The sequence below is a fragment of the Acidovorax sp. A1169 genome, from assembly GCF_030704685.1.
In the GTDB taxonomy this organism is placed as follows: domain Bacteria; phylum Pseudomonadota; class Gammaproteobacteria; order Burkholderiales; family Burkholderiaceae_C; genus Acidovorax.
The window spans coordinates 37,871-59,655 of the sequence record NZ_JAUZDX010000008.1 but is presented as its reverse complement, the minus strand read 5'-3'; the positions used below and the strand labels follow the sequence as shown (position 1 = coordinate 59,655).

General features: G+C 58.0%; 19 protein-coding genes. 18 read left to right on the top strand and 1 reads right to left on the bottom strand.

The genetic code is table 11. From position 1 onward, the window contains the following. Nucleotides 1–57 precede the first annotated feature (57 nt). Entirely contained in the window at nt 58–411 is a 354-nt protein-coding gene (locus QYL93_RS14895) for a phage holin family protein (RefSeq protein ID WP_057200825.1), read from the top strand. On the opposite strand, the gene QYL93_RS14890 is transcribed toward QYL93_RS14895, so the two are convergent. Next, complete coding sequence (locus tag QYL93_RS14890) at nt 379–1,872, bottom strand: M48 family metalloprotease (protein ID WP_370876979.1); 1,494 nt, start codon at nt 1,870–1,872, stop codon at nt 379–381. The genes QYL93_RS14895 and QYL93_RS14890 overlap by 33 nt on opposite strands. Nucleotides 1,873–2,146: 274 nt before the next feature. Between QYL93_RS14890 and moaC the strand changes: the two genes are divergently transcribed. The 17 genes from moaC (at nt 2,147) to QYL93_RS14805 (ending at nt 20,722) form a co-directional block, all read left to right on the top strand. Next, nucleotides 2,147–2,662, top strand: coding sequence for a cyclic pyranopterin monophosphate synthase MoaC (moaC, locus tag QYL93_RS14885; RefSeq protein WP_305744369.1), 516 nt, complete (start codon nt 2,147–2,149; stop codon nt 2,660–2,662). Between the two features lie 226 nt (nt 2,663–2,888). Beyond that, on the top strand, nt 2,889–4,724 hold the full coding sequence (locus QYL93_RS14880) for a hypothetical protein (protein ID WP_305744368.1): 1,836 nt from the start codon (nt 2,889–2,891) through the stop codon (nt 4,722–4,724). Nucleotides 4,725–5,618: 894 nt separating this feature from the next. Continuing rightward, the gene (locus QYL93_RS14875; protein ID WP_305744367.1) at nt 5,619–6,728 is read left to right on the top strand and encodes a DegT/DnrJ/EryC1/StrS aminotransferase family protein; all 1,110 of its coding nucleotides are present in this window, start codon (nt 5,619–5,621) and stop codon (nt 6,726–6,728) included. Between the two features lie 138 nt (nt 6,729–6,866). Continuing rightward, nucleotides 6,867–7,058, top strand: a complete 192-nt coding sequence (locus QYL93_RS14870) for an acyl carrier protein (RefSeq protein ID WP_305744366.1) — start codon at nt 6,867–6,869, stop codon at nt 7,056–7,058. 6 nt (nt 7,059–7,064) lie between these two features. After that, a complete protein-coding gene (locus tag QYL93_RS14865; protein WP_305744365.1) occupies nt 7,065–8,102 on the top strand; it encodes a ketoacyl-ACP synthase III in 1,038 nt (345 codons plus the stop codon). Continuing rightward, nucleotides 8,099–8,896 carry an SDR family NAD(P)-dependent oxidoreductase gene (locus QYL93_RS14860; protein WP_305744364.1) on the top strand — a complete coding sequence of 266 codons (798 nt, stop codon included), beginning with the start codon at nt 8,099–8,101 and terminating at the stop codon, nt 8,894–8,896. The genes QYL93_RS14865 and QYL93_RS14860 overlap by 4 nt, the downstream gene beginning before the upstream one ends. Then, nucleotides 8,893–9,654, top strand: a complete 762-nt coding sequence (locus QYL93_RS14855) for an SDR family NAD(P)-dependent oxidoreductase (RefSeq protein ID WP_305744363.1) — start codon at nt 8,893–8,895, stop codon at nt 9,652–9,654. Before QYL93_RS14860 ends, QYL93_RS14855 begins: the two co-directional genes overlap by 4 nt. Further along, a complete protein-coding gene (locus QYL93_RS14850; protein ID WP_305744362.1) occupies nt 9,651–10,298 on the top strand; it encodes a NeuD/PglB/VioB family sugar acetyltransferase in 648 nt (215 codons plus the stop codon). Before QYL93_RS14855 ends, QYL93_RS14850 begins: the two co-directional genes overlap by 4 nt. A 12-nt stretch (nt 10,299–10,310) precedes the next feature. Next, nucleotides 10,311–11,459 carry an aromatic ring-hydroxylating dioxygenase subunit alpha gene (locus QYL93_RS14845; RefSeq protein WP_305744361.1) on the top strand — a complete coding sequence of 383 codons (1,149 nt, stop codon included), beginning with the start codon at nt 10,311–10,313 and terminating at the stop codon, nt 11,457–11,459. Next, entirely contained in the window at nt 11,456–12,115 is a 660-nt protein-coding gene (locus QYL93_RS14840; protein ID WP_305744360.1) for a hypothetical protein, read from the top strand. The genes QYL93_RS14845 and QYL93_RS14840 overlap by 4 nt, the downstream gene beginning before the upstream one ends. A gap of 12 nt (nt 12,116–12,127) precedes the next feature. Beyond that, nucleotides 12,128–13,267, top strand: coding sequence for an aromatic ring-hydroxylating dioxygenase subunit alpha (locus tag QYL93_RS14835; protein ID WP_305744359.1), 1,140 nt, complete (start codon nt 12,128–12,130; stop codon nt 13,265–13,267). Continuing rightward, nucleotides 13,257–13,886 (top strand): DapH/DapD/GlmU-related protein, encoded by a 630-nt coding sequence (locus QYL93_RS14830; protein WP_305744358.1) that lies wholly within the window; start codon nt 13,257–13,259, stop codon nt 13,884–13,886. Before QYL93_RS14835 ends, QYL93_RS14830 begins: the two co-directional genes overlap by 11 nt. Nucleotides 13,887–13,914: 28 nt before the next feature. Continuing rightward, nucleotides 13,915–15,090: an FkbM family methyltransferase gene (locus tag QYL93_RS14825; RefSeq protein ID WP_305744357.1), complete on the top strand. Its 1,176-nt coding sequence runs from the start codon at nt 13,915–13,917 to the stop codon at nt 15,088–15,090. A 21-nt stretch (nt 15,091–15,111) separates the two neighbouring features. Further along, the gene (locus QYL93_RS14820) at nt 15,112–15,414 is read left to right on the top strand and encodes a hypothetical protein (protein WP_305744356.1); all 303 of its coding nucleotides are present in this window, start codon (nt 15,112–15,114) and stop codon (nt 15,412–15,414) included. Between the two features lie 18 nt (nt 15,415–15,432). Continuing rightward, nucleotides 15,433–17,409 carry a tetratricopeptide repeat protein gene (locus tag QYL93_RS14815; RefSeq protein ID WP_305744355.1) on the top strand — a complete coding sequence of 659 codons (1,977 nt, stop codon included), beginning with the start codon at nt 15,433–15,435 and terminating at the stop codon, nt 17,407–17,409. Between the two features lie 57 nt (nt 17,410–17,466). After that, nucleotides 17,467–17,658 (top strand): hypothetical protein, encoded by a 192-nt coding sequence (locus QYL93_RS14810; protein WP_305744354.1) that lies wholly within the window; start codon nt 17,467–17,469, stop codon nt 17,656–17,658. 28 nt (nt 17,659–17,686) lie between these two features. Continuing rightward, complete coding sequence (locus QYL93_RS14805; protein WP_305744353.1) at nt 17,687–20,722, top strand: fused MFS/spermidine synthase; 3,036 nt, start codon at nt 17,687–17,689, stop codon at nt 20,720–20,722. The last annotated feature ends 1,063 nt before the right edge of the window (nt 20,723–21,785 follow it).

Below are 21,785 nucleotides of genomic sequence, written 5' to 3'. Positions count from 1 at the left end.
CGACCGCCTGCGCCCCCCTCCCTCTTGCCACAGGCCAATGCTATCCTGTGGCCCATGATCCGACTTCTTCTGAAATGGCTGCTCAGCGCCGCATCGCTGCTGTTCGTGGCCTATGTCTACAGCGGTGTGGTGGTGCAGAGCTTCCCGTCGGCGCTGATCGCGGCCTTCGTGATCGGTCTGTTCAATGTAATCTTGCGCCCCATCCTCGTGGTGCTGACACTGCCCGTGACGATCGTGACGGTCGGGCTGTTCCTTTTTGTCATCAACGCGCTCATGTTCTGGGCTGCGGCCAGCGTGCTCGATGGCTTCCAGGTCACCGGCTTTGCTGCCGCGCTGATCGGCTCGCTGATCTATTCGCTGCTCGGCGTGGTGATCGAATCAGCGCTCGGCGGCCTGTTCACGAAGAAGTGATTCCATGGCCTTGAGGCGGGTGTCGATGATAGACGCCTCGAAGTGGTCCGCCGACGCACCGCTGCGCTTGGCCAGGTCCTGCCCCGCCTTGAAACGGTCCACCGCTGCGGCATAGTCATAGCGCGTGGCATGGGCCTCGGCCTCGGCGCGGACAGCGCGCAGGGGCTGGCCGTTGGCCTGCCACACCGTGGCCATCAGCTGCCACACGGTGGCGTCCCGCGGGTGGTTGGCGATCCAGGTCTGCAGCGCCCCCGTGACCTCGCCCGAGCGGCCGAGCTTGAGCAACGCGCGGGTGCGCAGCAGCAGCTCCGGCCGGTGGTCGCTGGCGCCTGCAGGCAGCGCAGCGATGGCCGCGTCGGCATCGCCGGCGGCCAGCTCGATTTCGGCCTTGAGCAGTTGCGCCAGCCGCTGGGCTGGCAGGTCGCCACGGACCTGCGCCTCCAGCAGCGCCCAGGTCGCGCGTGCCGACTTCGCATCGCGCAGTTGGCTGCTGCCCAGGGCCGAGGCATACAGGATGGCGGCCTTGCGCGCCGCGCTCTGGCCGGCAAAGCCGGTGCTGGCCGGTTCGGCGATCCACTGGCGCTGGGTGTCCACCCCGGGATTGGAGAGCACCCGCGCCCGCGCGGAGGCCATGGCGTGCTCCTGCGTGGAGGCGGGTACGGGCTGCTGCGCCTTGCCCGGCGGCAGGCGCGACTGCATGTCGGCCATGCGCTGCGTGGTCAGCGGGTGGCTGCGCAGGTAGGGCCAGGAGCCGTTGTCGTTGATGCGGTTGGCCTGCTGCAGCTTGTCGAACATGCTCACGAAGCCCTGGGGAGCGAATCCTGCGGGCTCCATCAGCCCGTAGCCGACGCGATCGGCCTCGCGCTCCATGTCGCGCGAGAAATTGAGCTGCGTCTGCATGGCCAGCGCCTGCCCCCCGACCACCATGGCCTGCGCGGCACCTGGGTTCTTGCTCGCAGCCAGGGCCCCGAGGATCATGGCGCCCAGCAGCAAGGGTGTCTGCTTGCTCTGCTGCGCGATCAGCCGCGAGATGTGGCGCTGTGTGACGTGGCTGAGCTCATGGGCCAGCACCGAGGCCAGTTCATCGCGCGAAGTCACCACGCCGATCAGGCCCAAGTGCACACCCAGGTAGCCGCCCGGCAACGCAAAGGCGTTCACCGAGCGGTCGCGCCCGAGCAGAATCTCCCACGCAAAGCGCTCGTCCAGCTCCGGCGAGAGTTCACCGCGCTTGCGCGCCGCCGCCATCAAGGGCAGCCACAGGCTCTGGACATACTCGGACAGCACGGCATCGTCGATGTAGTCGGGGTCGCGGTACAGCTCGCGGATGATGCGGTCGCCCAGGCGCCGCTCGCCGCTGGTGGTGAGCTCGCTGCCATCGCCCAGGGTGGGGAGTTGGGCATGGGCCAGACGCACAGGGAGAATGGCCGTACTGGCCAGGGCGAGCACCAGGGATGTCACCACCGCGCGCGGACGCCAGAGGCGGTGCGCCCGGGGGACCTGGCGCCCGGTCCCCACGCGGACTTCCCTTGAAGCCAGCGTGTGGGCCACACCAGTATGGTTGCCCGCTGCCGGGCCACAAACAGGTTGAAGAGGCAGGGTGGGGAGGGTCGCCACGCTTGGGATTTTCCGCATGGACCGTATGATGCCCTGACCCTCCAGTGTTTCCCCAGCGATTCAACTGGTTACCAAGAAATTGCAGCCCCCTGCCGACAGCCCGACTCCAGCGACCCCCTCCATGTCCATCCCGACCACAACGCCAACGCTCACCCATTTCGACGCCCAAGGCCAAGCCCACATGGTGGACGTGGGCGCCAAGCCTGCCACCCACCGCATCGCGGTTGCCACGGGCCGCATCGAGATGCAGCCCGCCACGCTGGCCATCATCGAGGCCGGCACTGCCAAGAAGGGCGACGTGCTGGGTATTGCACGGATTGCCGGCATCCAGGCGGCGAAGAAGACCAGTGATCTGATTCCGTTGTGCCATCCACTGGCGTTGACGCGGGTGGCGGTGGAGTTTGAGGTGGCTGGCATGCAGTATCCTGGCACTGTAGGTATCGCATGCACGGCAACGGTGGAGACCATCGGCCAGACCGGCGTCGAGATGGAAGCGTTGACGGCGGTGCAGATCGCCTTGCTGACCATATACGACATGTGCAAGGCCGTGGATCGGGGAATGTCTGTGCACGAGGTCCGAGTGCTGGAAAAGCATGGAGGTCGTTCAGGAAGATTTGCTGTGGCCGCAGAAAATTGAAGCCATGGCCGTTACAGCAAATCCTGGCTATTGACGCCCTCCCGGGGTGCAAGTTCTGCGTCGTCCGCAGCAATCCCCAGCGCAACGCGCTAGTTACAATCGTAAGGGGCTAAGCAAGTCCGTTTCCGACCGGCGCCCTCGCTGAATGCCGGGGTTCTGTCACCGGCTCCCACCCTGGACGCTGTCATTCGTGTGTCGAATGGTTTCGAATTTTTATTGGAGGCACGTGAAACGCGATTGGCCTTACTGGAGCGATTTTTTCGCGCTCGCGTCACTGGCCCTTTTGACCATTGCGCTTCACCATAGCGCACTGTCGGGCTCCTGGCGCTGGGATGACGGCCTGCATCTACTGCACACCACCCAGTATTCCTGGACCGCTCTATTCCTTGACCCGGAAGTCCTTCTGTCGGTATCAGGCAACCAGTTCGCACCCTGGAACCTGTTCCTTTACTACGTCAACGGCGCGCTCTTCGGTGCCGACGCACGGCTGTACTATGCCCACCATCTCATATCGCTTTGGGCGGCCGCTGCAGCGCTTTATGCACTCCTGAGGCAATGGCTTCCAGCATCCCGCGCATGGCTGGCTCCAGGTTTGTTGCTGATCGGTGCGCCCACTTTTCAGATGGCCCAGCAGTTAATGGTTGGGCACTATCTGGATGGTTTGGTATTTGCAAGCCTCGGACTGCTGATGCAAGTCCGTGGGGTGAAAGCTTATGGAGCCTCTCGCGGCAAGACACTGATTCTAAGCTGCGCGGGCGCACTGCTCTATGGTTTGGCGTGCCTCTGCAAGGAAATTTATGTTCCATGGGTTTTGATGTGGCTCGTTGTTTCGTGGGTGCTAATGCGTTCCGCGCGAAACGTGGCGGTTTGTACAGCCCCCGTCTTGCTGGTGGCGCTGGCCTACACGATCGCTCGCCTTCTGCTGTTTGGCGACGCTGGGGGCTATTACGGCGGAGGGAGTGGTAGTTGGGAGCCCGCCCGGCTTTTTCAAAGCATGGCCGCAATTCCGGGTGCTTTGCTTGGGGAGGGCATGCGCAGCATAGCGCCTCTTTTCGTCGTTGTTTTGGCATTTTTCGCGGGAACCCTTGCTTCGGGTACTCACGTTCGGCTAATGGTTTGCGCTGCAGCATTGATTGCTACGTTAACGCCGCTAGTTTTTCTAGCAAGTAGCAACCCCCCCTGGGAATTGCATGCACGCTACGTCTGGGCACCCTGGCTTCTCATGTGTCTGATTTGGGCTATGCCCTGGAGCAAAAGTCTTCAGCGCCTGCAATGGATCGCCTGCCTGTTTTTTGTTATTTTTGTGGTTTGGCAAGCGACGATCCTCCGCGAAGGCGATCAACAGCGCGAGGCAATGTTCGACGCGCATTCCCGCATGTTGCTTCAGCCCCCTGAAGGGGTAAGGTATTGGGTACCAGCAGAATTCAATAGCCCAGTATATCTAACCTTTGCCACGTATGCAGCCCGTGAAGCCTTGCATCGAAAAGGCCACGTGGAGGGAGAGCCGCTAGAAGTTCTACGCACGATTCCCAGCACGCCTGAAGAACACGCTGTAGCACAGGCCTGGGATCGAGAATGCCACTGCTTCAAGCCTTTACTGACACTTGCTCCAGCGGAGCGTGATGCCGCGCTGAATAGACTTCATGCCGAGAGGGGCATGCTCATGCCAGGGGCTCATCCAATGGCAGACGTATACACAGGACCCACTCCTGAGATGGTTCTTGATGGCAATCGCCTTCAGGTTTCGGGCTCGATAATGTCAGAGGGCCCTGGGAATGTTCTTATGTTGGCGAACTGGTTTCCATCGAGACTGATCGCATCCAGTATAATCAGGGAAGCTGAATTGGACAACTCCAATTCTCAAACTGTAAGATTCAAAATCTTGTTTGAGTCCACAGACCCCGCTAGCGCGTCCGAACTCAAGAAAAATTTGTGTGTATTAACGCAAAGTCAATCCCATCCCTATACCTATATATTGCTCGATGCTGCTGCACCTTCGACCGCATGCCGCATATTGCTAACGCCCTTGGCGCTAAGACGGCCTGCAGCAGTGCAACACTGATGGCACTCCAATGGATCTATTTTTCAAGGTAATTTAAATTATTAGCCGCAAATTGGAAAAGCCGTGAATTCGTGCCGGTCAGTAGTCGCTTATACAAAAGACGCGAGCAGAGTTGAGGGACTTGACTGATAGTTCTGGTAACAGGGGGCGCCGCTGACAATCAACGAAGCCGGCACATGAAAGAAGGGCGGCGTGGGGAACTGTGCGTTGCAGGCATCCAGGTCGCAATGCGGACCAGTGATTTGATTCTCCGTGCCCCGCCCTCACGCGGGTGAGGGCAGAGCTTGAGGTAGCCAGCGCCCGGCTCCCCACACGAAGGGAATCACCTGCATCGCAGCGAAGGAGACCCTTGGCCAGACTGAGTTGAGATGGAAGCTCAGACGGCCGTGCAGATTTCCCCATTGATGATCTATGGCGCGTGTCAGGCATGTGGACCGGGGCTGCGCACTAGGCCTAGGTGGTAGGAACAAAGCAGGCGCCGCTCTTCACGGGCATTTGGTCCGTATTGACCACGCATTGCTCCAAAAAATATGCTCCCAAATTGGCTCCCAGGCTTGGCCACTTTCTGACAATTTTGCATTTTTTGAGGCACCGCGTGCCTGTTTGGCGCAAATTGACACATGCAATCAAGGCACGCACTGCAGCAGATGCGCGCCACCATGCTGCGATGCACTGGCAATTCTGGATACTCTGGCTGGCCTGCCAATTGCTTCTGCTAAGCCGTGGAACAAGAGGCGATGGGTCGTGTACATTGAGAGCCTTGCCGAAAAGCCCTCGGATACATTTTTCTGGGAGTGCAATCGGCCGCAAAAGAGATACGAGGACCCGAAAGCGGGCTTGGATTCCACTGACCAGTGGCTACCCGATACGGCGACAAGACAACGCGGCGTTTTCATGACAAAAAGCATCTACGTTGCTCAACCCCTTTTGCCGCCCATCGAAGAGTTCATCCCCTATCTTCAAAAGATATGGGACAACAAGATACTGACCAATGGCGGCCCTTTCCATCAGCAACTGGAAGAGGCCTTGTGCAAGTATCTTGGCGTCAAGCATCTAGCATTGCTCTCCAATGGCACGCTGGGGCTGATGACAGCTCTCCAGGGGTTGAGAGTCCAGGGAGAGGTCATCACCACCCCGTATTCCTTTGTCGCGACTGCCCACTCTCTTCTCTGGAATGGCATCCGCCCCGTTTTCGTTGATGTCGATCCTGGCACGCTCAACCTCGATCCAGGCAAGATCGAAGCGGCCATTACGGAGTCCACCTCGGCGATCATGCCTGTTCACTGCTATGGTCATCCCTGCGACGTGGATGCCATTCAAAAGATCGCCGATAAACACCGGCTCAAGGTCATCTACGATGCCGCGCATGCATTTGGCGTGCGCGACACAGGCGGTAGCATCTTGCGCCACGGCGACCTGTCTGTTGTGAGCTTTCATGCCACGAAGGTCTTCAACACTTTTGAAGGCGGGGCCATCATCTGCCCCGACGCCGAGACCAAGCAGCACATCGACTACCTGAAGAATTTCGGATTCGTGAATGAAACCACGGTGGTGGCTGCAGGCATCAACGGCAAGATGAGCGAAGTCAATGCCGCGTTCGGGATGCTCCAGCTCCAGCACATCGATCGGGCCTTGTCTGAGCGCCAACGGGTCGATGCAGCCTACCGCGCGGGGCTTGAGTCTGTTCGGGGTATCCGCTGTCTTCGCGGTCCGCCGAACGTGCAGGTGAACTATGCATACTTTCCGATCCTTGTCGGCCCAGAATATGCGTTGTGCCGAGATGCGCTCTACCAGAGGCTCAAGGATGAAGGTATCCATGGCCGCCGCTACTTTTATCCGCTCATTCCGAGTTTTCCCATGTACAGGGAGCTACCCTCTGCCGCACTCGACAACCTTCCGTGCGCGGTCAATGCAGCAGAAAAAGTGTTGTGTCTTCCCATCTATCCAGCGCTCACGACGGACGAGGTGGAGCGCATAGTCCACATCATCGCGGCACAGCCATGACATGGAAAGATTCTCAGGCCCGAGCGCTGACAGAGGGGTCACGGAATAAGATAGCGGAGCCACCAGAGAACCTATCTGTGGCGCCACAACATAACGAGGGAAATCATGCCAACCATTGAACAATTCATTGAAAACTTCTTGATCGCCGTAGACTTCCAGGTCCCCGTCGACATCACGCCCGAGACCTTGTTGAGCGACCTGCCGGAGTGGGACTCGCTGGCGGCGCTGGGTATCATCGTCATGTTCGATGTGGACTACAACAAGACTATCGTGGGCGATGACCTCAAGAACTGCGCCACGGTCTCAGATCTGTACAAACTGCTCGGCTGAAGCACCATGGGCCTCTCCACACTCCACAACGTCCGCTTTGCGGGCATGACCAGTTGCGTCCCCAAGCGGGTGTTGTCGAACCTGGATGACTGCCCTGCTTCGATGCGCTCCGAGCGCGAGCGATTGGTGCGCAATATCGGTATCCATCAGCGCCGCATCTGCCCCACTTGGCAAACCTTTTCGGATCTGGCCTTTGAGGCCACAGAAAAACTGCTTGAGTCGCTGGACTGGAAACGCGAAGAGGTCGATGCACTGATAGTCGTGACACAGTCACCAGACTACTTGATCCCCGCGACCGCCATCATCCTGCAGGATCGGTTGAAGCTGTCCCATGCCACGATTGCATTCGATGTCAACCTGGGTTGTTCGGGGTATCCTTTCGGGCTCCACATCCTCGGGAGCATGATCGCATCCGGAGCAATCAAGAAGGGCCTCGTCCTGGTCGGTGACCGCTGCGCCACGGTCGACGATCCTCTGTTCTCCGATGCAGGAACGGCCACGGCACTGGAGTTTTCGCCCGATGCTGCACCGATGTACTTCGACCTGAACAGCGATGGAAGCGGCCACAAGGCCATCATGCTGCCAGTGGGGGGCCATCGCGAGCCGTTCGGTCCAAACCATGTCATTCCCACGCGAGATGGGAATGGTCTCCTCCACTGGGCGTCCGACCTGATCCTTGATGGACCAGCGGTCTTAAGCTTTTCCACGCAACGGGTGCCGCCATCCGTCCGCAGTGTTCTCGAGTATGCCGGCATGACGCCCGACAACGTGGACTACTTCATCTTCCACCAAGCCAACCGGATGATCAACGAAACAATCCGCAAGAAGCTCGGTCTGCCGGTGGAAAAAGTCCCCTCCACCTTGCACGACTTCGGCAACACCAGCGGGGCATCGCTTCCGGTCACGATGACTGCGCGCATTCATGAAGCGCTAGGGAGCAGCAAGAACCGGGTGGCGCTCGCAGGCTTTGGCATAGGCCTGTCGTGGGGCACCTGCATACTGGACATTGCCGATGCGCAGTTTCCTCCTCTGCTGATTTCATGAGCCAGCCCATCGATTCGACTAAGCCATCCCGCGATCGCCCTATTGCCTCAACGGATGCCTTTTCCTTAGAGGGACGGGTCATTCTAGTCACCGGAGCCTCATCAGGCATCGGTGCGGCGACTGCCCAACTATGCGCCCAACTCGGTGCACGCCTGGTGATCAATGGCCGCGATCAGGACAGGCTGTCGGCAGTGCATGCTGCATTGGCCGGCAAGGACCACACTGCCATTGCGGGCGATCTCTCGAGGGCGGAAACACGAGAGGCCCTGATGGAAGCCTCACCTGGATACGACGGGCTTGCTTCCTGCGCGGGCATTGCCGCGCTTGTCCCTTTGCGCATGGCTAATGAGGCGCATTTGGAAAAGATGCTGTCCGTCAACTACTTGGCGCCCATTCTGCTGACGCAACGGTTGCTCTACAAGAAGCGGATCCGCAACGGAGCATCGCTTGTCTACGTGACGGCACTGTCCGCGAACGCTGCACCGCAGGCTGCCGCCGGTTATGCAGCGTCCAAGGCGGCACTGGAAGCCGCCTCACGCACCTTGGCACTCGAGCAGGCGAAACTTCGCATTCGCTCCAATTGCGTGGCACCGGGCTATGTGGAGACCCCCATGCTGCAAGGCCTGGGGGCACTGGCGGGTATGGACGACAAGATCGACCTGACCCCCCTGGGCCGTCTTGTCCCGGCCGATATCGCCTCGTCCATCTGCTACCTCTTGTCCGATGCGAGCCGCTGGATCACCCGTACGACCCTGACAGTGGACGGAGGCCTTGGCATCCCCATGCGAACATGACCACCTCCAACCCATTCACCGCAGCTGCCCGCGGCCTGTACGGACTCGAAGGCAAGAGGATCCTGGTGACCGGTGCGTCGCAGGGCATAGGGCGCGCCGTGGCGCTCAGTTGCGCGGAAGCTGGCGCTCAGCTGGTGCTGACGGGACGGGATGCTCAGCGGCTACAGTCCGTTGTGGATTCGCTCGCTAGCACTGGCCACCAGGCCCTGCCAGTTGACTTGACCGACATGTCCGCGCTACGACAACTGGTCGTGGATTGCGGCCTCGTCGATGGCGTCGTCCACAGTGCGGGCATCCGCGGCCTGTCACCGATGAAGATGGTCGGAGACGGTTTTCTGCGCGAGGTAATGGAGACCAACTATATCGCCCCCATGGTTCTCACGCGCCAGTTGCTGAGCCGATCCGCCATCCGCGCAGGTGGCTCCATCCTTTTCCTCTCGTCCATAGCGGCCTTGACAGGCACAGTTGGCCTCGGTCCCTACGCGGGATCGAAAGCAGCTTTGATTGGCACCATGCGCCCATTGGCACTGGAACTGTCAAAGCGTGGCATCCGTGCCAATGCGCTGGCGCCAGGCATCGTCCAGACGCCCCTCACCACCATCGACGCAGATTGGTTCGATGCCATCCGCAAACGCTATCCACTGGACGTGGGGCAGACGGAAGACGTTGCCTGGGCTTGCCTGTTCTTCCTGTCGGACGCCAGCAAAAAGGTGACCGGAACGGTCTTCAGCCTTGATGGAGGCGTGGAGTACACATGAAGACAGCTCGTGCTCGACAGCAATTGGTCATCATAGGTGCAGGAGGCTTCGGGCGTACAGTGGCCAGCCTGGCGCGATCGGACGTCGCCTGCGGCGTGGACTGGGACGTCAAGGGCTTCCTGGACAACCGGACCGGTCTAGCCACGCCGTCGGATCTTCCAATACTCGGGGACCCGATGACCTACCAGGTAGCGTCGCAAGACCTCCTGCTTTGCGCATTGGGAGACCCGGCGGCTAAACGGCATTACACGGAGCCTCTGTGCGCCCAGGGGGGCAATTTCATCAGCTTGCAAACCGAAATGCACATTGGGGAGCGCTGCCATATTTCCCGAGGATGCATCTTCGAGCGCAAGGTGTCCCTGGGCACCGACGTCCATATCGGCGAGTTTGTCACGATCCTGTCCACGAGCATCATCGGCTATGACGTGTGTGTGGGGGACTACTGCCAGATCGGCAGCTTCGTGTTCATAGGGGGCGGAGCGCAAATCGGAAACGACGTGGTGATCCACCCACACGCTACCATTCTGCCAGGGATCAAAATCGGTGATGGTGCCGTGGTGGGCGCCGGTAGTGTCGTGATACGGCATGTGCCGCCTCGGACAACCGTTATGGGCAATCCTGCCAAGCCTTTCAATTTCCGCTAGCGGCAGGTCCCGGTGCTGTCCCAATTGACATCTGAGCATTACCTGTCTCAGCGAATATTCGATCTCGAGCGCGATCGCATTTTTCGCAGGCTGTGGCTGTTTGCTGGTTTCCGCACCTCCATTGCAGAGCCTGGTGCCTTCCTCACCCGGACCATGGCGGGCTTGCCCGTCCTGCTGCAGAACTGCGACGGAGACATTCGCGCCTTCGAAAATCTCTGCCCGCATCGCCAGATGCCACTTCAGCAGCAGCCCTTTGGCCAGGCGCGCATGGTGTGCCCATACCACGGTTGGGTCTTCGACCATGATGGCAAGGTCAAATCCATTCCGCATGAGGACACGTTGTATGCCTACACGCCGGCCGAGCGGGAGGCCCTGTGCCTTAAACGGTACGCGGTGGAGATCGTCGGCAATATGGTGTTCGTCAATCTCGCGCCATCGCCCATGGCCATCGGCTCGCAGTTCACCGACGACTTTCTGTCTTTACTGGCCGAGGCTTCAGGACATTTTGCCGCCCTGTCCGTTCATGTGGACATTCCCGTCCGCTACAACTGGAAGCTCAACTACGAGAATGTGCTGGATGCCAATCACATCCCCTACATCCATCCCAAGAGCTTCCAGCCCCTCTTGAGAGACCGAGAGCGTCGAACGGCCCAGGAGGAGAAGCCGAACCGTGTGCCCCGCGATGAGCCAGCGGCGCCAGCCGGAGTACACAGCACGGCGTCAGGCCTTTTGGCGCAGAGCCTGTTGCAGAGCGCGCCGATGCGCATCGATCCGTGGCCCTGGCACGATGCCGTGCAAAGGTACGGCAGCCAGGATTGTTTCTATACCTTCTCGATCTTCCCTAACGTCAATTTCATATCCCCTGGCGGACTGACCTTCATCGCACAGCAGTTTGAACCCTTGGCACCGGGGCTGACGCAATTGCGTATGACATTGACGATTGCCAAGGAAAAGCGGCGCGTGCCTGGCCTGCCTGCGTTGCTGCGCACCTACCTCAAGGGTGAGGCGTCCGTCCTGAACGAGGACATCGCCTACCTGGAAGCGCTGCAGGCGCGCCTGTACCTGGGTGCCCCCCGGGCGCAGCATGGGCAATACGAACACCGGCTCCAGTCAGCGGCGCAGGCCTATCTCGACCTCCTGGGGCAGGAGAGCGCTGCGTGACCAAGGAGCTGGCCCATTGTCTTGTCGGCTGCGGCAGCGCATTCGACTGCATCGCAGCAGAGCCCAAAGCATATGCTGAAGGAGATTGGGAAATCCGAAAGGCAGCGGGTGTAGCGCAGCTCGCATCGACCGCGTCCACCCTGCTGTCAGGGCTCTCTTCTCTGGAAACCTGGCTCTTCATCGCGGTGGATGCACAGGCGCTGAATTACGCACGCCTTGAGCTGTATGGAGTCGCGCGACTCGCCGGATTGAAGATGGCCACACTGGTGCACCCTACTGCATGGGTCGCACCAGGCACGCGGCTTGCTGACAATGTCTGGGTGGGGCCCGGTGTGCGCATCAGCCCTGGCTGCCGAATCGACAGCGACGTGTTGCTGAATGTAGGCGTGCGCCTGGATGAAAAAGCGCATATATCAGCACATGGCTGGGTGGGACCAGGAGCTTCTCTCGGCGCTGGTGCGCGGGTCGGCCTGCACAGTGCCATCGGCGCCGACGTGCATGTGCGCGCAGGCGTGCAGATCGGCCGCCATTGCACCATCGACCACGGCGGCATCTGGACCCGCGATCTTGCAGATGGCAGCTTCCTGGAGCCGGAGCTGCCCTGCAGCACAGCGCATGTCATCGGTGCCGGCTACAGTTTTCAACGAAAGTCTTGAATGAGATCTCTGATGCCGGCTGCGGCCTACACCGATGAGGGCTGGTTCAGGCGCGAGCGCGAGTTGTTGATGCGCCCCCTGTGGCAATTCGTAGCGCCAGGGATGCTGTTGAACAAGCACCACGCGTTCGTGCGCCGCAAGGTGTGCGGCGTCGACGTCGTGGTGCAGAACTTCAACGGTGAACTGCGGGCATTCGACAACCTCTGCCTGCATCGCCAGAACCCGATCCAGCAACAGCCCCAGGGGGTGCGCCCGCTCGTCTGCGGTTACCATGGCTGGGGCTATGCCAGCGAAGGGGATGTGAACAACATCCCTTTCCACGACGAGGCTTACCGCTTCCCTGCGCAAGAGCGCGATTGCCTGCGCCTGCGCCGCTTTGCTGTGGCCCGCATCGGAAGCCTGGTATTCGTGAACCTGAGCGAGAAGCCGATGCCCATCGAGGCGCAATTTTCGCCTGCAGCACTCGACATGCTGCGGGCTGCATCGGAGCAGTTCGACGACGAAGTGCTGATTGCGCGCCTCGAAACCCGCTTCAACTGGAAGCTTGCCTACGAAAATCTGCGTGACAGCCTGCACCCCCGGTATGTGCACCCCCGCACGCTCTACCAGCAAGTGAAGTTCAAGGCGCACATGGATGAAGCCGCCATTGCCGACGCGAGGACTTACCATGCCCAGGGAAGCCTCGATGAGGAAGCGCATCTTGCACGGCTGCGCAGCTTTAGCGGCGGTGGCCTCAACGAGCCCTTGGTGAAGATGCCCCACTTCTCCTGGCACGAGAACGTGGAACGGTTCGGCACGGACGACTGGTACCTCAATTGGCTACTGTTCCCCAACCTGCACATCGCATCGGGATCGGGAGGGTACTCGTTCATCATCGAGCATCACCAGCCCATCTCTGCGGGACGCACAGATCTGCTGGTCTACTACGTCACCGCCCGCAAGAAGCGCCGCTATCCAACATCCGCCGCCGTCTTGATGGCCCATCTTGAAGGGGCCGAAGGTGTTTTGCGCGAAGACATCGACATCATGGAGCAAGTGCAGTCCGGGCTTCAACTGGACGCACCCCGCGCGAATCTTGGGGATTTCGAGTTCGCGAACATGGCCATCGAGCGGTGGTACATGGATGTCATGGACGGACGACATGCCCTCTAAGTACGTGATCGGCTCCGGTGCGCTACTGGAGTGGGCGATGGCCGCATGGACAGAGGCTGCACCCGAGGAGACGCTCCATCCACTCGACGTTGTTCAGGATGGCAACTACACCTTCGACCTCAGTGCGTTGAACGGCATCTCGCCCGCCGACGCAACTGCATTCGTAGCCTGGGGACCCCAATTCCTCAATTTCAGGCGGCTGGAGTTGATGGGCGAGTTCAAGACACGCGGGTTCAAACTCCCCCCCCTGATCTGCCGCACTGCGGTGGTTGCGCCCGGTGTCTCGATAGGGGAAAACTGCGCCATCGGGGCAGCGGCAGTCATCAGCCACGGCTGCAAGATCGGTTTCAACAGCCACATCGGTGACGGAGTCGTCGTTGGCAGTGGTGCGCAGGTCGGCTCTTCCACCTGGATCGCTGATGGGGTGCAGATCGGAAGCACGGCACGCATCGGCAACAATGCAACGCTCGGCCTCGGGGTACTGATCAGCGAAGGCCTGACCATAGGCCGCCAGTGCATTTTGGACCGGCCGGGGATGCAGCTCAAACCGCTTGCCGACAAGACCTTCGTGACCACGGCCTTCCCGACAGGCGTGTTCGTGATCGACAACGGCATCTAGTCAATTTTTTTCCTTGCTGGAACCCCGCATGTACTTCGAACTTTCGGAACGCTTGAAAGCGCGCCTGCTTCATGCGGCTATGCACGAGGATGCGCCTGGTATCGACTCGCTCGAAGGCAGACCCCTGTTTTTTCTCGCGCCCGAGTCGCACCTGGGCTTGGTACATGGCCCGGCCATCGCTGCAGCGGCCAAGGGACTGGTTGCGGTGGTTGACGACAAATCCTCCCAGGCGGCCATCCACGGAGCTCCGCGCTGGACCAGCGAAAGGTTTTTGCGCGATGCCAAGAGCTACAAAAATGCTGTCGCACTGGATTTTTCGATGAGTCATGGCGCTCGGGCCATGTTCTCGGTGCTTTGCCAACAAGCAGGCATTGAAAAACAAGACTGCGTCGTTGCCCAGGCACAGCTGGGACTGATTTCGGTCTATGAGTCCGTATCTGAGTACCGGAGCAAGACCCTTGCGAGGCTGGATGAGCTCATGCGACTGGCTGAGAGCTTTGCAGATCACCACAGCCGGGCAACCCTGTATGCCAATTTGCTTTTTCGCATTACATATGATCGCAGCCCCATGCTGTCCACGTGGGCCAATCCCAGCGACGAATACTTTGCCAATTTCGCCCACTCCTCCACGTTCACGCTGGGGAAGAACGAGCACTACTGCGACTGTGGGGCATTCCAGGGCCCAGTCGTTTCAAAGTTTCTTGGCGCCACGGAATACCGCTACGCAAGCATCACGGCGTTTGAACCCGATCGCACGAACTTCGAGATGTTGCAGAAAGTCTCGCCTGTCCCTCTTGCCAATTTCCGCAGCGTCAACAAAGCGGTTTCCCATCAAGCAGGTCATTTGAGGTTCATGGAGACAGGCAGCATTTCCAGCCATGTATCCGATCAAGGCAATATTCAGGTGGAGACCATCAAGCTTGATGATGAAGTCGACAAGCTCACCTTCCTGAAGATGGACATTGAAGGCTTTGAGGTGAACGCATTGAAGGGAGCATCGCGGCTGTTGCGGGAAAACAGGCCCCGCGTGGCCGCCTGCGTTTACCACTACGCGGACGATCTGCTGGATGTCGTAGAGCAGCTCGAACAAGCGGTCGACAATTACAACTATCGACTCAGACAGCACAACGGCAGCTACTACTACGATCTTATTCTTTACGCCTCCACTGAATCGGGCGTCGAGCCCGGCTCTGCGGCAGCTTGACCCTGCACAGAGGAAACCTGCGTGCCACTATTGAAGTACTTTGACGCCAAGGAGGCCAAGATTTTCGGCTCGTCCTTGGCCGAGATCGTCATTGAACGGACACCGACCGCCGCCAAGGTGCTCAGTGAAAAGCGCCTCACGAAGATTCACCAAGCCATGCTGGGACAACTGGAACGCCAGGTGCTGGCCTTCCGCAAGACCCACACGCTGAACGTCTACACCAAGGCGCAACTGGGCAATGTCTTCAAATGGATGCTGCTGGAAAAGAAGTACGACCCGGACTACGTCGACCAGTTGACGACTTACATACTCCACCGATGCTGAACGGCTTTTGACATGGTAATGAAATTCATTAAGAAGTTCTTTGGGACAAACTCCCAGGAGGCAACCGCTCCGGCAAAGCCTGCACCTGCACCCAACGATGCAGAAGTAGAAGCAGCACAACGCGCGCGGGAACTGCAGAAGCAAGGCAATGCTTTGATGCAGAGCGGGCAGCTGAACGAGGCCGTTGCATGCTACCGGCAAGCAACGGTGGTGGCGCCCCAGCATGCCGCGGGGTATATCGGGCTGGGTTATGCCCTGCTGCAGATGCAATCTCTTGACGAAGCAGAGGCCGCACTCCGCCAGGCCGTAGCCCTGCAGCCGCGCAACGTTGATGCCCGGTTCATGCTGGGAAATATAGCCCAGCAACGCGGAGATGACGAGGAAGTCGTCAACGAAATGCTGGTAGCGTTGGAGATCGACCCAACCTTTGAATACGCCTACATAGATCTCGGCCCTGCGCTCTTCAGACTCGGGCGTTTTGACGTGGCGCACCAAGTACTTGCCGAGGGAACGAAACGATTCCCGAACAATGCCCAGTTGCATTTCTATCGGGGAAATTTGTTTGCCGAACAGCACACCTACAAAGAAGCGGTGGACTGCTTTCAATGTGCGCTGGGTATCGAGCCAGAGCATGCAACGGCCTTGGCCAATCTTTCCACGTCCAAGAGCAAGTTGGGGGCGATGGACGGCGCGGTATCGGATCTGCGCAAAGCTCTTGCACTGCAACCCGACAAAGCATCCTGGCACAGCAACCTTCTGCTGACTTTGCAATACCAGGGAAAGCTGAGCAGACAGGAGCTGTTTGAAGAACATCTGGCATTTGCAGAGCGCTTCGAAGCACCCTTGCGCCCGCAATGGCCCACCCACCAGAGGACAGCGGAGCACGAGCGCCTGCGCATCGGCTATGTTTCAGGAGATTTCCGCTATCACTCCCTGGCTTTTTTCATCGAGCCCACCCTGCGCCACCATGACCGAACACGGGTCGAGGTGTACTGCTATCACGCTTTCCCAGGGATCGACGATGTGACCTTGCGGTTTCAGGCCCTCGTGGATCACTGGCGTCCCTGTGCTGGCCTTACGGACCAAGCGTTGGCACAGCAGATTCTGGAGGACGAAATTGACATCCTGATCGATCTGTCGGGACACACGGGATACAACCGCCTGCTGGCCTTTGCGCACAAACCCGCGCCTATACAGATGACCTGGCTAGGCTATCAGGCTACCACCGGCCTGCATGGTATGGACTATCGAATCACCGATGCATCAATGGATCCACCCGGGATGTCGGAGGCGTACCACTCGGAGAAACTGTTGCGCATCGATGGCGCGGCCAGTTTCCAGCCCGCAGCGGAGAGCCCTAGCGTCAACCGATTGCCAGCCTTAAGCGGTTTACCCTTCACCTTTGCAAGCGTCAACAATCCAGCCAAGATTACGCCAGCGGCGCTTGACGCCTGGTCAGAGATCCTACGCAGCGCGCCGGCATCGCGCTTGTTGATGGCCGGGCTGAGGCCGGAGCCCCAGATCCAGATGCTCCGGGAATTTGAAGCCCGAGGCATCCATCCGGAAAGACTGTTGCTTCAGGAGCCCATTCCCTTCAGCGACTATCTGCAGATGCACCACCGCATCGATCTGATTCTCGACACCTTTCCCTACAACGGCGGTACCACAAGCCTGCATGCGTTGTGGATGGGCGTTCCCATGGTGACACTGGGAGGCAGCTTGCCGGTGGAACGCGCCGGTACTTCGATGTTGGCGGGATTTGGCTTTTCGGAATTCGCGACGACCAGTTGGGAGGAATATGTTGCAAAAGCCGTGCACTTCAGCAAACAACTTGCACTGCTCGATAGCGTGCGCCAGTCCCTTCGCAACCGTATGGACACGACCCTTGTTGAGCAAGGCTTGGCCCTGACGCGCTCGCTCGAAACCCGGTTGTATCAAGCCTGGGACACCCACAAGAGTGCAGCCGAAAGAGACTCCCGGAGTGTGGGGACTTAGATCTCACATTCTGCCAGCTAGGTCTATTTGCTGACTTGGCGGTCACACCAACCAGCCATGCAACAGAAACTGGCACTCAATGGAAAGCTGTTGCTGCCGACGCTTTCGAAGCGCGAAAGTCTGGGAAACCGTGTACATCCCACCAAATCAAGGCAAAATTTGACAATTTTGTCTTCTTTGTGGGGTGCTGCTGGTGAAAATGAGGCAATTTTCTGCACGGCACTTTTCTTGCTCGATCAATGCACCTAGCCCCTAGAACTCAAAGTTGGAGTACTAATTGACGATTTCTTCCCCCCGTGGCGCTCGAAGCTGGTTGTTGGCCATTTTTGTTTTATCAGGCTTTGCCGGACTAATATATCAGTCCATCTGGTCTCACTATTTGGGGCTTTTCCTGGGTCATGCGGCATATGCGCAGGCACTGGTACTGGCAATTTTTATGGGGGGCATGGCTGCAGGCTCAGCATGGATCGCGCATGCAGGTCAACGCTGGCGCAACCTGATACGTGGATATGCGGTGATCGAAGTGGTCATCGGCATTTTGGGATTGTTGTTCCACTGGATATTTGGCGCGGTTGCCAACTTCAGTTACGAGTGGTTAATTCCTTCGATCGGTGAACCTTGGGCGGTGAATCTTGCGCGATGGGTCGTTGCCACTTTGCTGATTCTCCCGCAAACCATTCTTTTGGGTATGACTTTCCCACTCATGAGTGGTGGGCTCATACGGCGGTTTCCAGGTACCGATGGAAACCTTCTTGGTGGGCTGTATTTCACCAACAGCATCGGCGCCGCATTCGGTGCACTGGCCGCGGTTTTTATATTGCTGCCATGGGTGGGTCTGCCAGGGGCCATGGTCACCGCGGGCCTATTGAATTTTGCCGTCGCTGGCTTGGCTTGGTGGTTGGCACGCGAGCCAGAACCAATAGTGCCAGAGCCAGCCGCCGGCACACCACTGGCCGAGCGCAGATTGCGCCATAACCCTACGTTGCGGCTGGTACTTTTGGGAACGGCTCTCTCCGGTGCGGCCTCATTTATCTATGAGATCGTATGGATACGCATGCTCAGCATGGCTGTGGGCTCCACCATGCATGCGTTTGAACTGATGCTCGCCGCCTTTATTTTAGGCATTGCGCTCGGAGGGCTATGGGTGCGCAAACATGCGGATTCCACCAGTTCACCGTTGCGATTGGTCGGGTGGATGCAGATTTGTATGGGGATTGCAGCACTGGCGTCACTTGCGGTGTATGCCAATGCATTTGCATGGGTGGGCTGGCTGTACAGTGCGTTGGCCAAGACGGACGGCGGCTATACGCTCTACAACCTGGGCACGGCGACATTATCGATTTTTATCATGTTGCCGGCAGCCTTTTTCGCCGGGACTACACTTCCCCTCTTCACTGTGGCATTGCTGCGCGAAGGCCAAGGTGAGCGTGCAATCGGCCGCGTGTATGCCTGGAACACATTAGGCGCTATCGTTGGTGTGTTTGCGGCGATTCACTTGCTGATCCCCTCCGTGGGGTTGAAGCTCACCCTTTGCATAGCCGCCATTATTGACCTCGGTATCGGCTTGGTCCTTTTGCGATTAAACGCTGACAGCAAGCGCGCCATGACCCGCTTTGCTTTTGCAGCGGGCATCTCGGCAATTGCACTTATTGCAGCTTTCCGCGTGCCATACGATCCGTTGAAACTCGCTTCTGGGGTGTTCAGACACGGGAGAGCAATCGTCGACGCCGAACAGCAAAAAGTTATCTTTTACAGGGATGGAAAGACCTCAAGTGTCGCGGCGATCGCGGGAAAGGATGGAAACGCCAGCATCGCAACCAATGGAAAGCCCGATGCGGCAATCGCAATCAGAGAAGGCAACAAACCCACTCCCGATGAACCAACCATGACTCTGTTGGCGGCAATGCCGTTGACAATGCTGAAAAATCCCGAACGCGTAGGAGTTATAGGCTTTGGGTCAGGCATGACCACGCACACCCTTTTGGGTGACGCCCGTGTCAAACAGGTCGATACCATAGAGATTGAGCCTGCAATGGTTCAGGGTGCTAGAATTTTTGGAGATCGCGTGGCGCGGGCTTACACGGATCCACGTTCCCACATTGTCATAGAAGACGCCAAAGCATTTTTCTCAGCGAACCCTGCGAAGTATGATTTGATAATATCCGAGCCGTCCAATCCCTGGATTAGTGGCGTAGGATCATTATTCTCCAAAGAATTCTATAATTTTATCCCGCGGCACCTGAATGACAACGGCCTGTTTGTTCAGTGGATTCAGCTTTATGAAATTGATGAGCAATTGGTGGGATCGATATTCAATGCCATGACTCCGCATTTCGAAGATTATGCCGCCTGGCTTGCCTCTTCGAATGATATGTTGATTATTGCAAGTCCTAAGGGGCCTTTGCCGAAAAGCGAAATTGCTCGACTTCTGTCGACACCTGGACCGCTGCAATCGGAGCTGGCGCGCATAGGAATCACCACACAAGAGCATCTTGATTTTCACAAGCTTGCAGATGCTCGCTTACTGCGGGGCTTTGGCCAGCTATACAAAGATCTTGGAGCCAATTCAGATTACTATCCGGTACTCGGGCTTCAGGCGCCACGAACGAGATTCAAGGCTATAACTGCTGAAACTATAGGGACATTGCCCTCCCAAGAAACACCTTTGCTGGAAGCAATGGCAGTTAGATCCCCGCTGCCCTCGCACATTCTTCCTTCCAAGCTGCCGCATAATGCCCCGGATGTTCTGACGTGGCGGGCTCGGGCACTGGCAGCTGAACTGGCTGGCCAGGATGGCTCAAGTGTGGCCCCAGACATTATTCCCAGTCGGGCATTGGCGCCAGCAATCCTGCTCAAAGCAGCCGCCAGCCACGCTTGCAAGCTGTCCTGGAGCCCTGCCGCCAGCCGACAGTTTTCCGTACGCATGCGGGAAGTCGCCAACCTGACCAATGCTTTTTTGCCAAGTGACATATTGCGGAGTATTTGGGTACGCCGAGATTGGTTGCCTTGTAAAAACATGCCCGAAGATATTAGTCGCGCGCTAAATCTTTTAGGTACGATAGCTGAAAAGGATTGGAAACCTATAATCAAATCAAGCAGTGAGTGGCTCAACCGACCAGCACAAGATGGGGTTATACATGGTGATTATGCAGATCTTGCGCTTTCATCGTTGCTGCTGGGTTTTGCGCACGAGCAACAGTGGAGTGACTTACAGGCGGCTGAGGCGAAATTTGGGTCCTCTACCAACTCCGAGCCTGTCTATTCATTCCAACGCAAATTGCTGCAAGCAGTGGCCAAAGAGCACACGAAGTAAGTGAAATGCAGGCAAGCCTCAGCTTGAAGTGGGGCTTCCTGGCATACGATGGCAAGAGATGTGTTTGCGATCTACGTACGCACTTGCGGACAAAATGCTATCTCGATCTGATATCAATAGTCCAGCAAGTTCAGCTATCGCCTGGCTGTTCGTGCATCCCCCATGGCCTATGCTACGGACGGTAGGCAAATCGGGGCAGACTGTCTGAATTTCGATCCCTTGTTTGAATCACTAGCCGGTCGGCAGCCGGTGAGTGGAGCCTGAGACACACTTGTGCGTACCGATCGTGTTTCATTATCAGGCGCCAGCCCTCACGGCTTTTCGCATACGTCAGCAAGCTACTTCGCAATGACCCAAGATAACGCGTGCCGCGCTAGCAGGCTGAAGAAATACCTACGCGCCGCATGTGATCGAAGAATGCCGACTTCACAGAATGGCTTACACGCGATAATTTTGATGAGTGCAAAGGAAAAGATACTCCTGCCGAGGTCGAATTTGTACCCTCTATGGAGTATTTCTTCAGCCTGCTAGGGAAATTGCAATTGCATTAATGCCACGAATAGGTAGGCCAGGAAGCAATACAACCTATCAGCGGATCACAGGATCAAAGCAGGCCTTGACCAACTGACTTAGGCACTGGGGCCGATCAGATCAAAGAGTGCAGGGTACATTTGGGGAGCGGTCTGGCGCCACCCGATTGCGTATAAGGGGTAACCGACCGATTCGCTCTTACCGAAAGCAGCGCCAGGCTTCGCCAAGTTGACCGACTATATGAAGTACGTTCAAGCTCGACCGAAGGCAAAGAGATAGCAGATCATTCACTGTGCGCTGCCACGATTTGCAGAGTCTATCTAGCGGGGCATTTGCGATAAAATCAACAAACTGCTACCACTGCTCTCATTTCAGAGCACTGGCTATGCCTCAAAGATGCAAGATCAAGATGCACTCGATACTTGGATCGTCTGATAGACAATACGCATGCAATTTTTTGGAGGGGGTTCTGACCTTCATCGCCAGGTTCTGGGAATAGCACCAGAACCTCATCGGGGCCGCAACCCATGAG

What these genes read in the sequence shown, in the direction of transcription:
- moaC (WP_305744369.1), top strand. Translation starts at nt 2,147, where the DNA reads ATGTCCATCCCGACCACAACGCCAACGCTCACCCATTTCGACGCCCAA.
- QYL93_RS14875 (WP_305744367.1), top strand. Translation starts at nt 5,619, where the DNA reads ATGACAAAAAGCATCTACGTTGCTCAACCCCTTTTGCCGCCCATCGAA.
- QYL93_RS14865 (WP_305744365.1), top strand. Translation starts at nt 7,065, where the DNA reads ATGGGCCTCTCCACACTCCACAACGTCCGCTTTGCGGGCATGACCAGT.
- QYL93_RS14860 (WP_305744364.1), top strand. Translation starts at nt 8,099, where the DNA reads ATGAGCCAGCCCATCGATTCGACTAAGCCATCCCGCGATCGCCCTATT.
- QYL93_RS14855 (WP_305744363.1), top strand. Translation starts at nt 8,893, where the DNA reads ATGACCACCTCCAACCCATTCACCGCAGCTGCCCGCGGCCTGTACGGA.
- QYL93_RS14850 (WP_305744362.1), top strand. Translation starts at nt 9,651, where the DNA reads ATGAAGACAGCTCGTGCTCGACAGCAATTGGTCATCATAGGTGCAGGA.
- QYL93_RS14835 (WP_305744359.1), top strand. Translation starts at nt 12,128, where the DNA reads ATGCCGGCTGCGGCCTACACCGATGAGGGCTGGTTCAGGCGCGAGCGC.
- QYL93_RS14830 (WP_305744358.1), top strand. Translation starts at nt 13,257, where the DNA reads ATGCCCTCTAAGTACGTGATCGGCTCCGGTGCGCTACTGGAGTGGGCG.
- QYL93_RS14825 (WP_305744357.1), top strand. Translation starts at nt 13,915, where the DNA reads ATGTACTTCGAACTTTCGGAACGCTTGAAAGCGCGCCTGCTTCATGCG.
- QYL93_RS14815 (WP_305744355.1), top strand. Translation starts at nt 15,433, where the DNA reads ATGAAATTCATTAAGAAGTTCTTTGGGACAAACTCCCAGGAGGCAACC.
- QYL93_RS14810 (WP_305744354.1), top strand. Translation starts at nt 17,467, where the DNA reads ATGCAACAGAAACTGGCACTCAATGGAAAGCTGTTGCTGCCGACGCTT.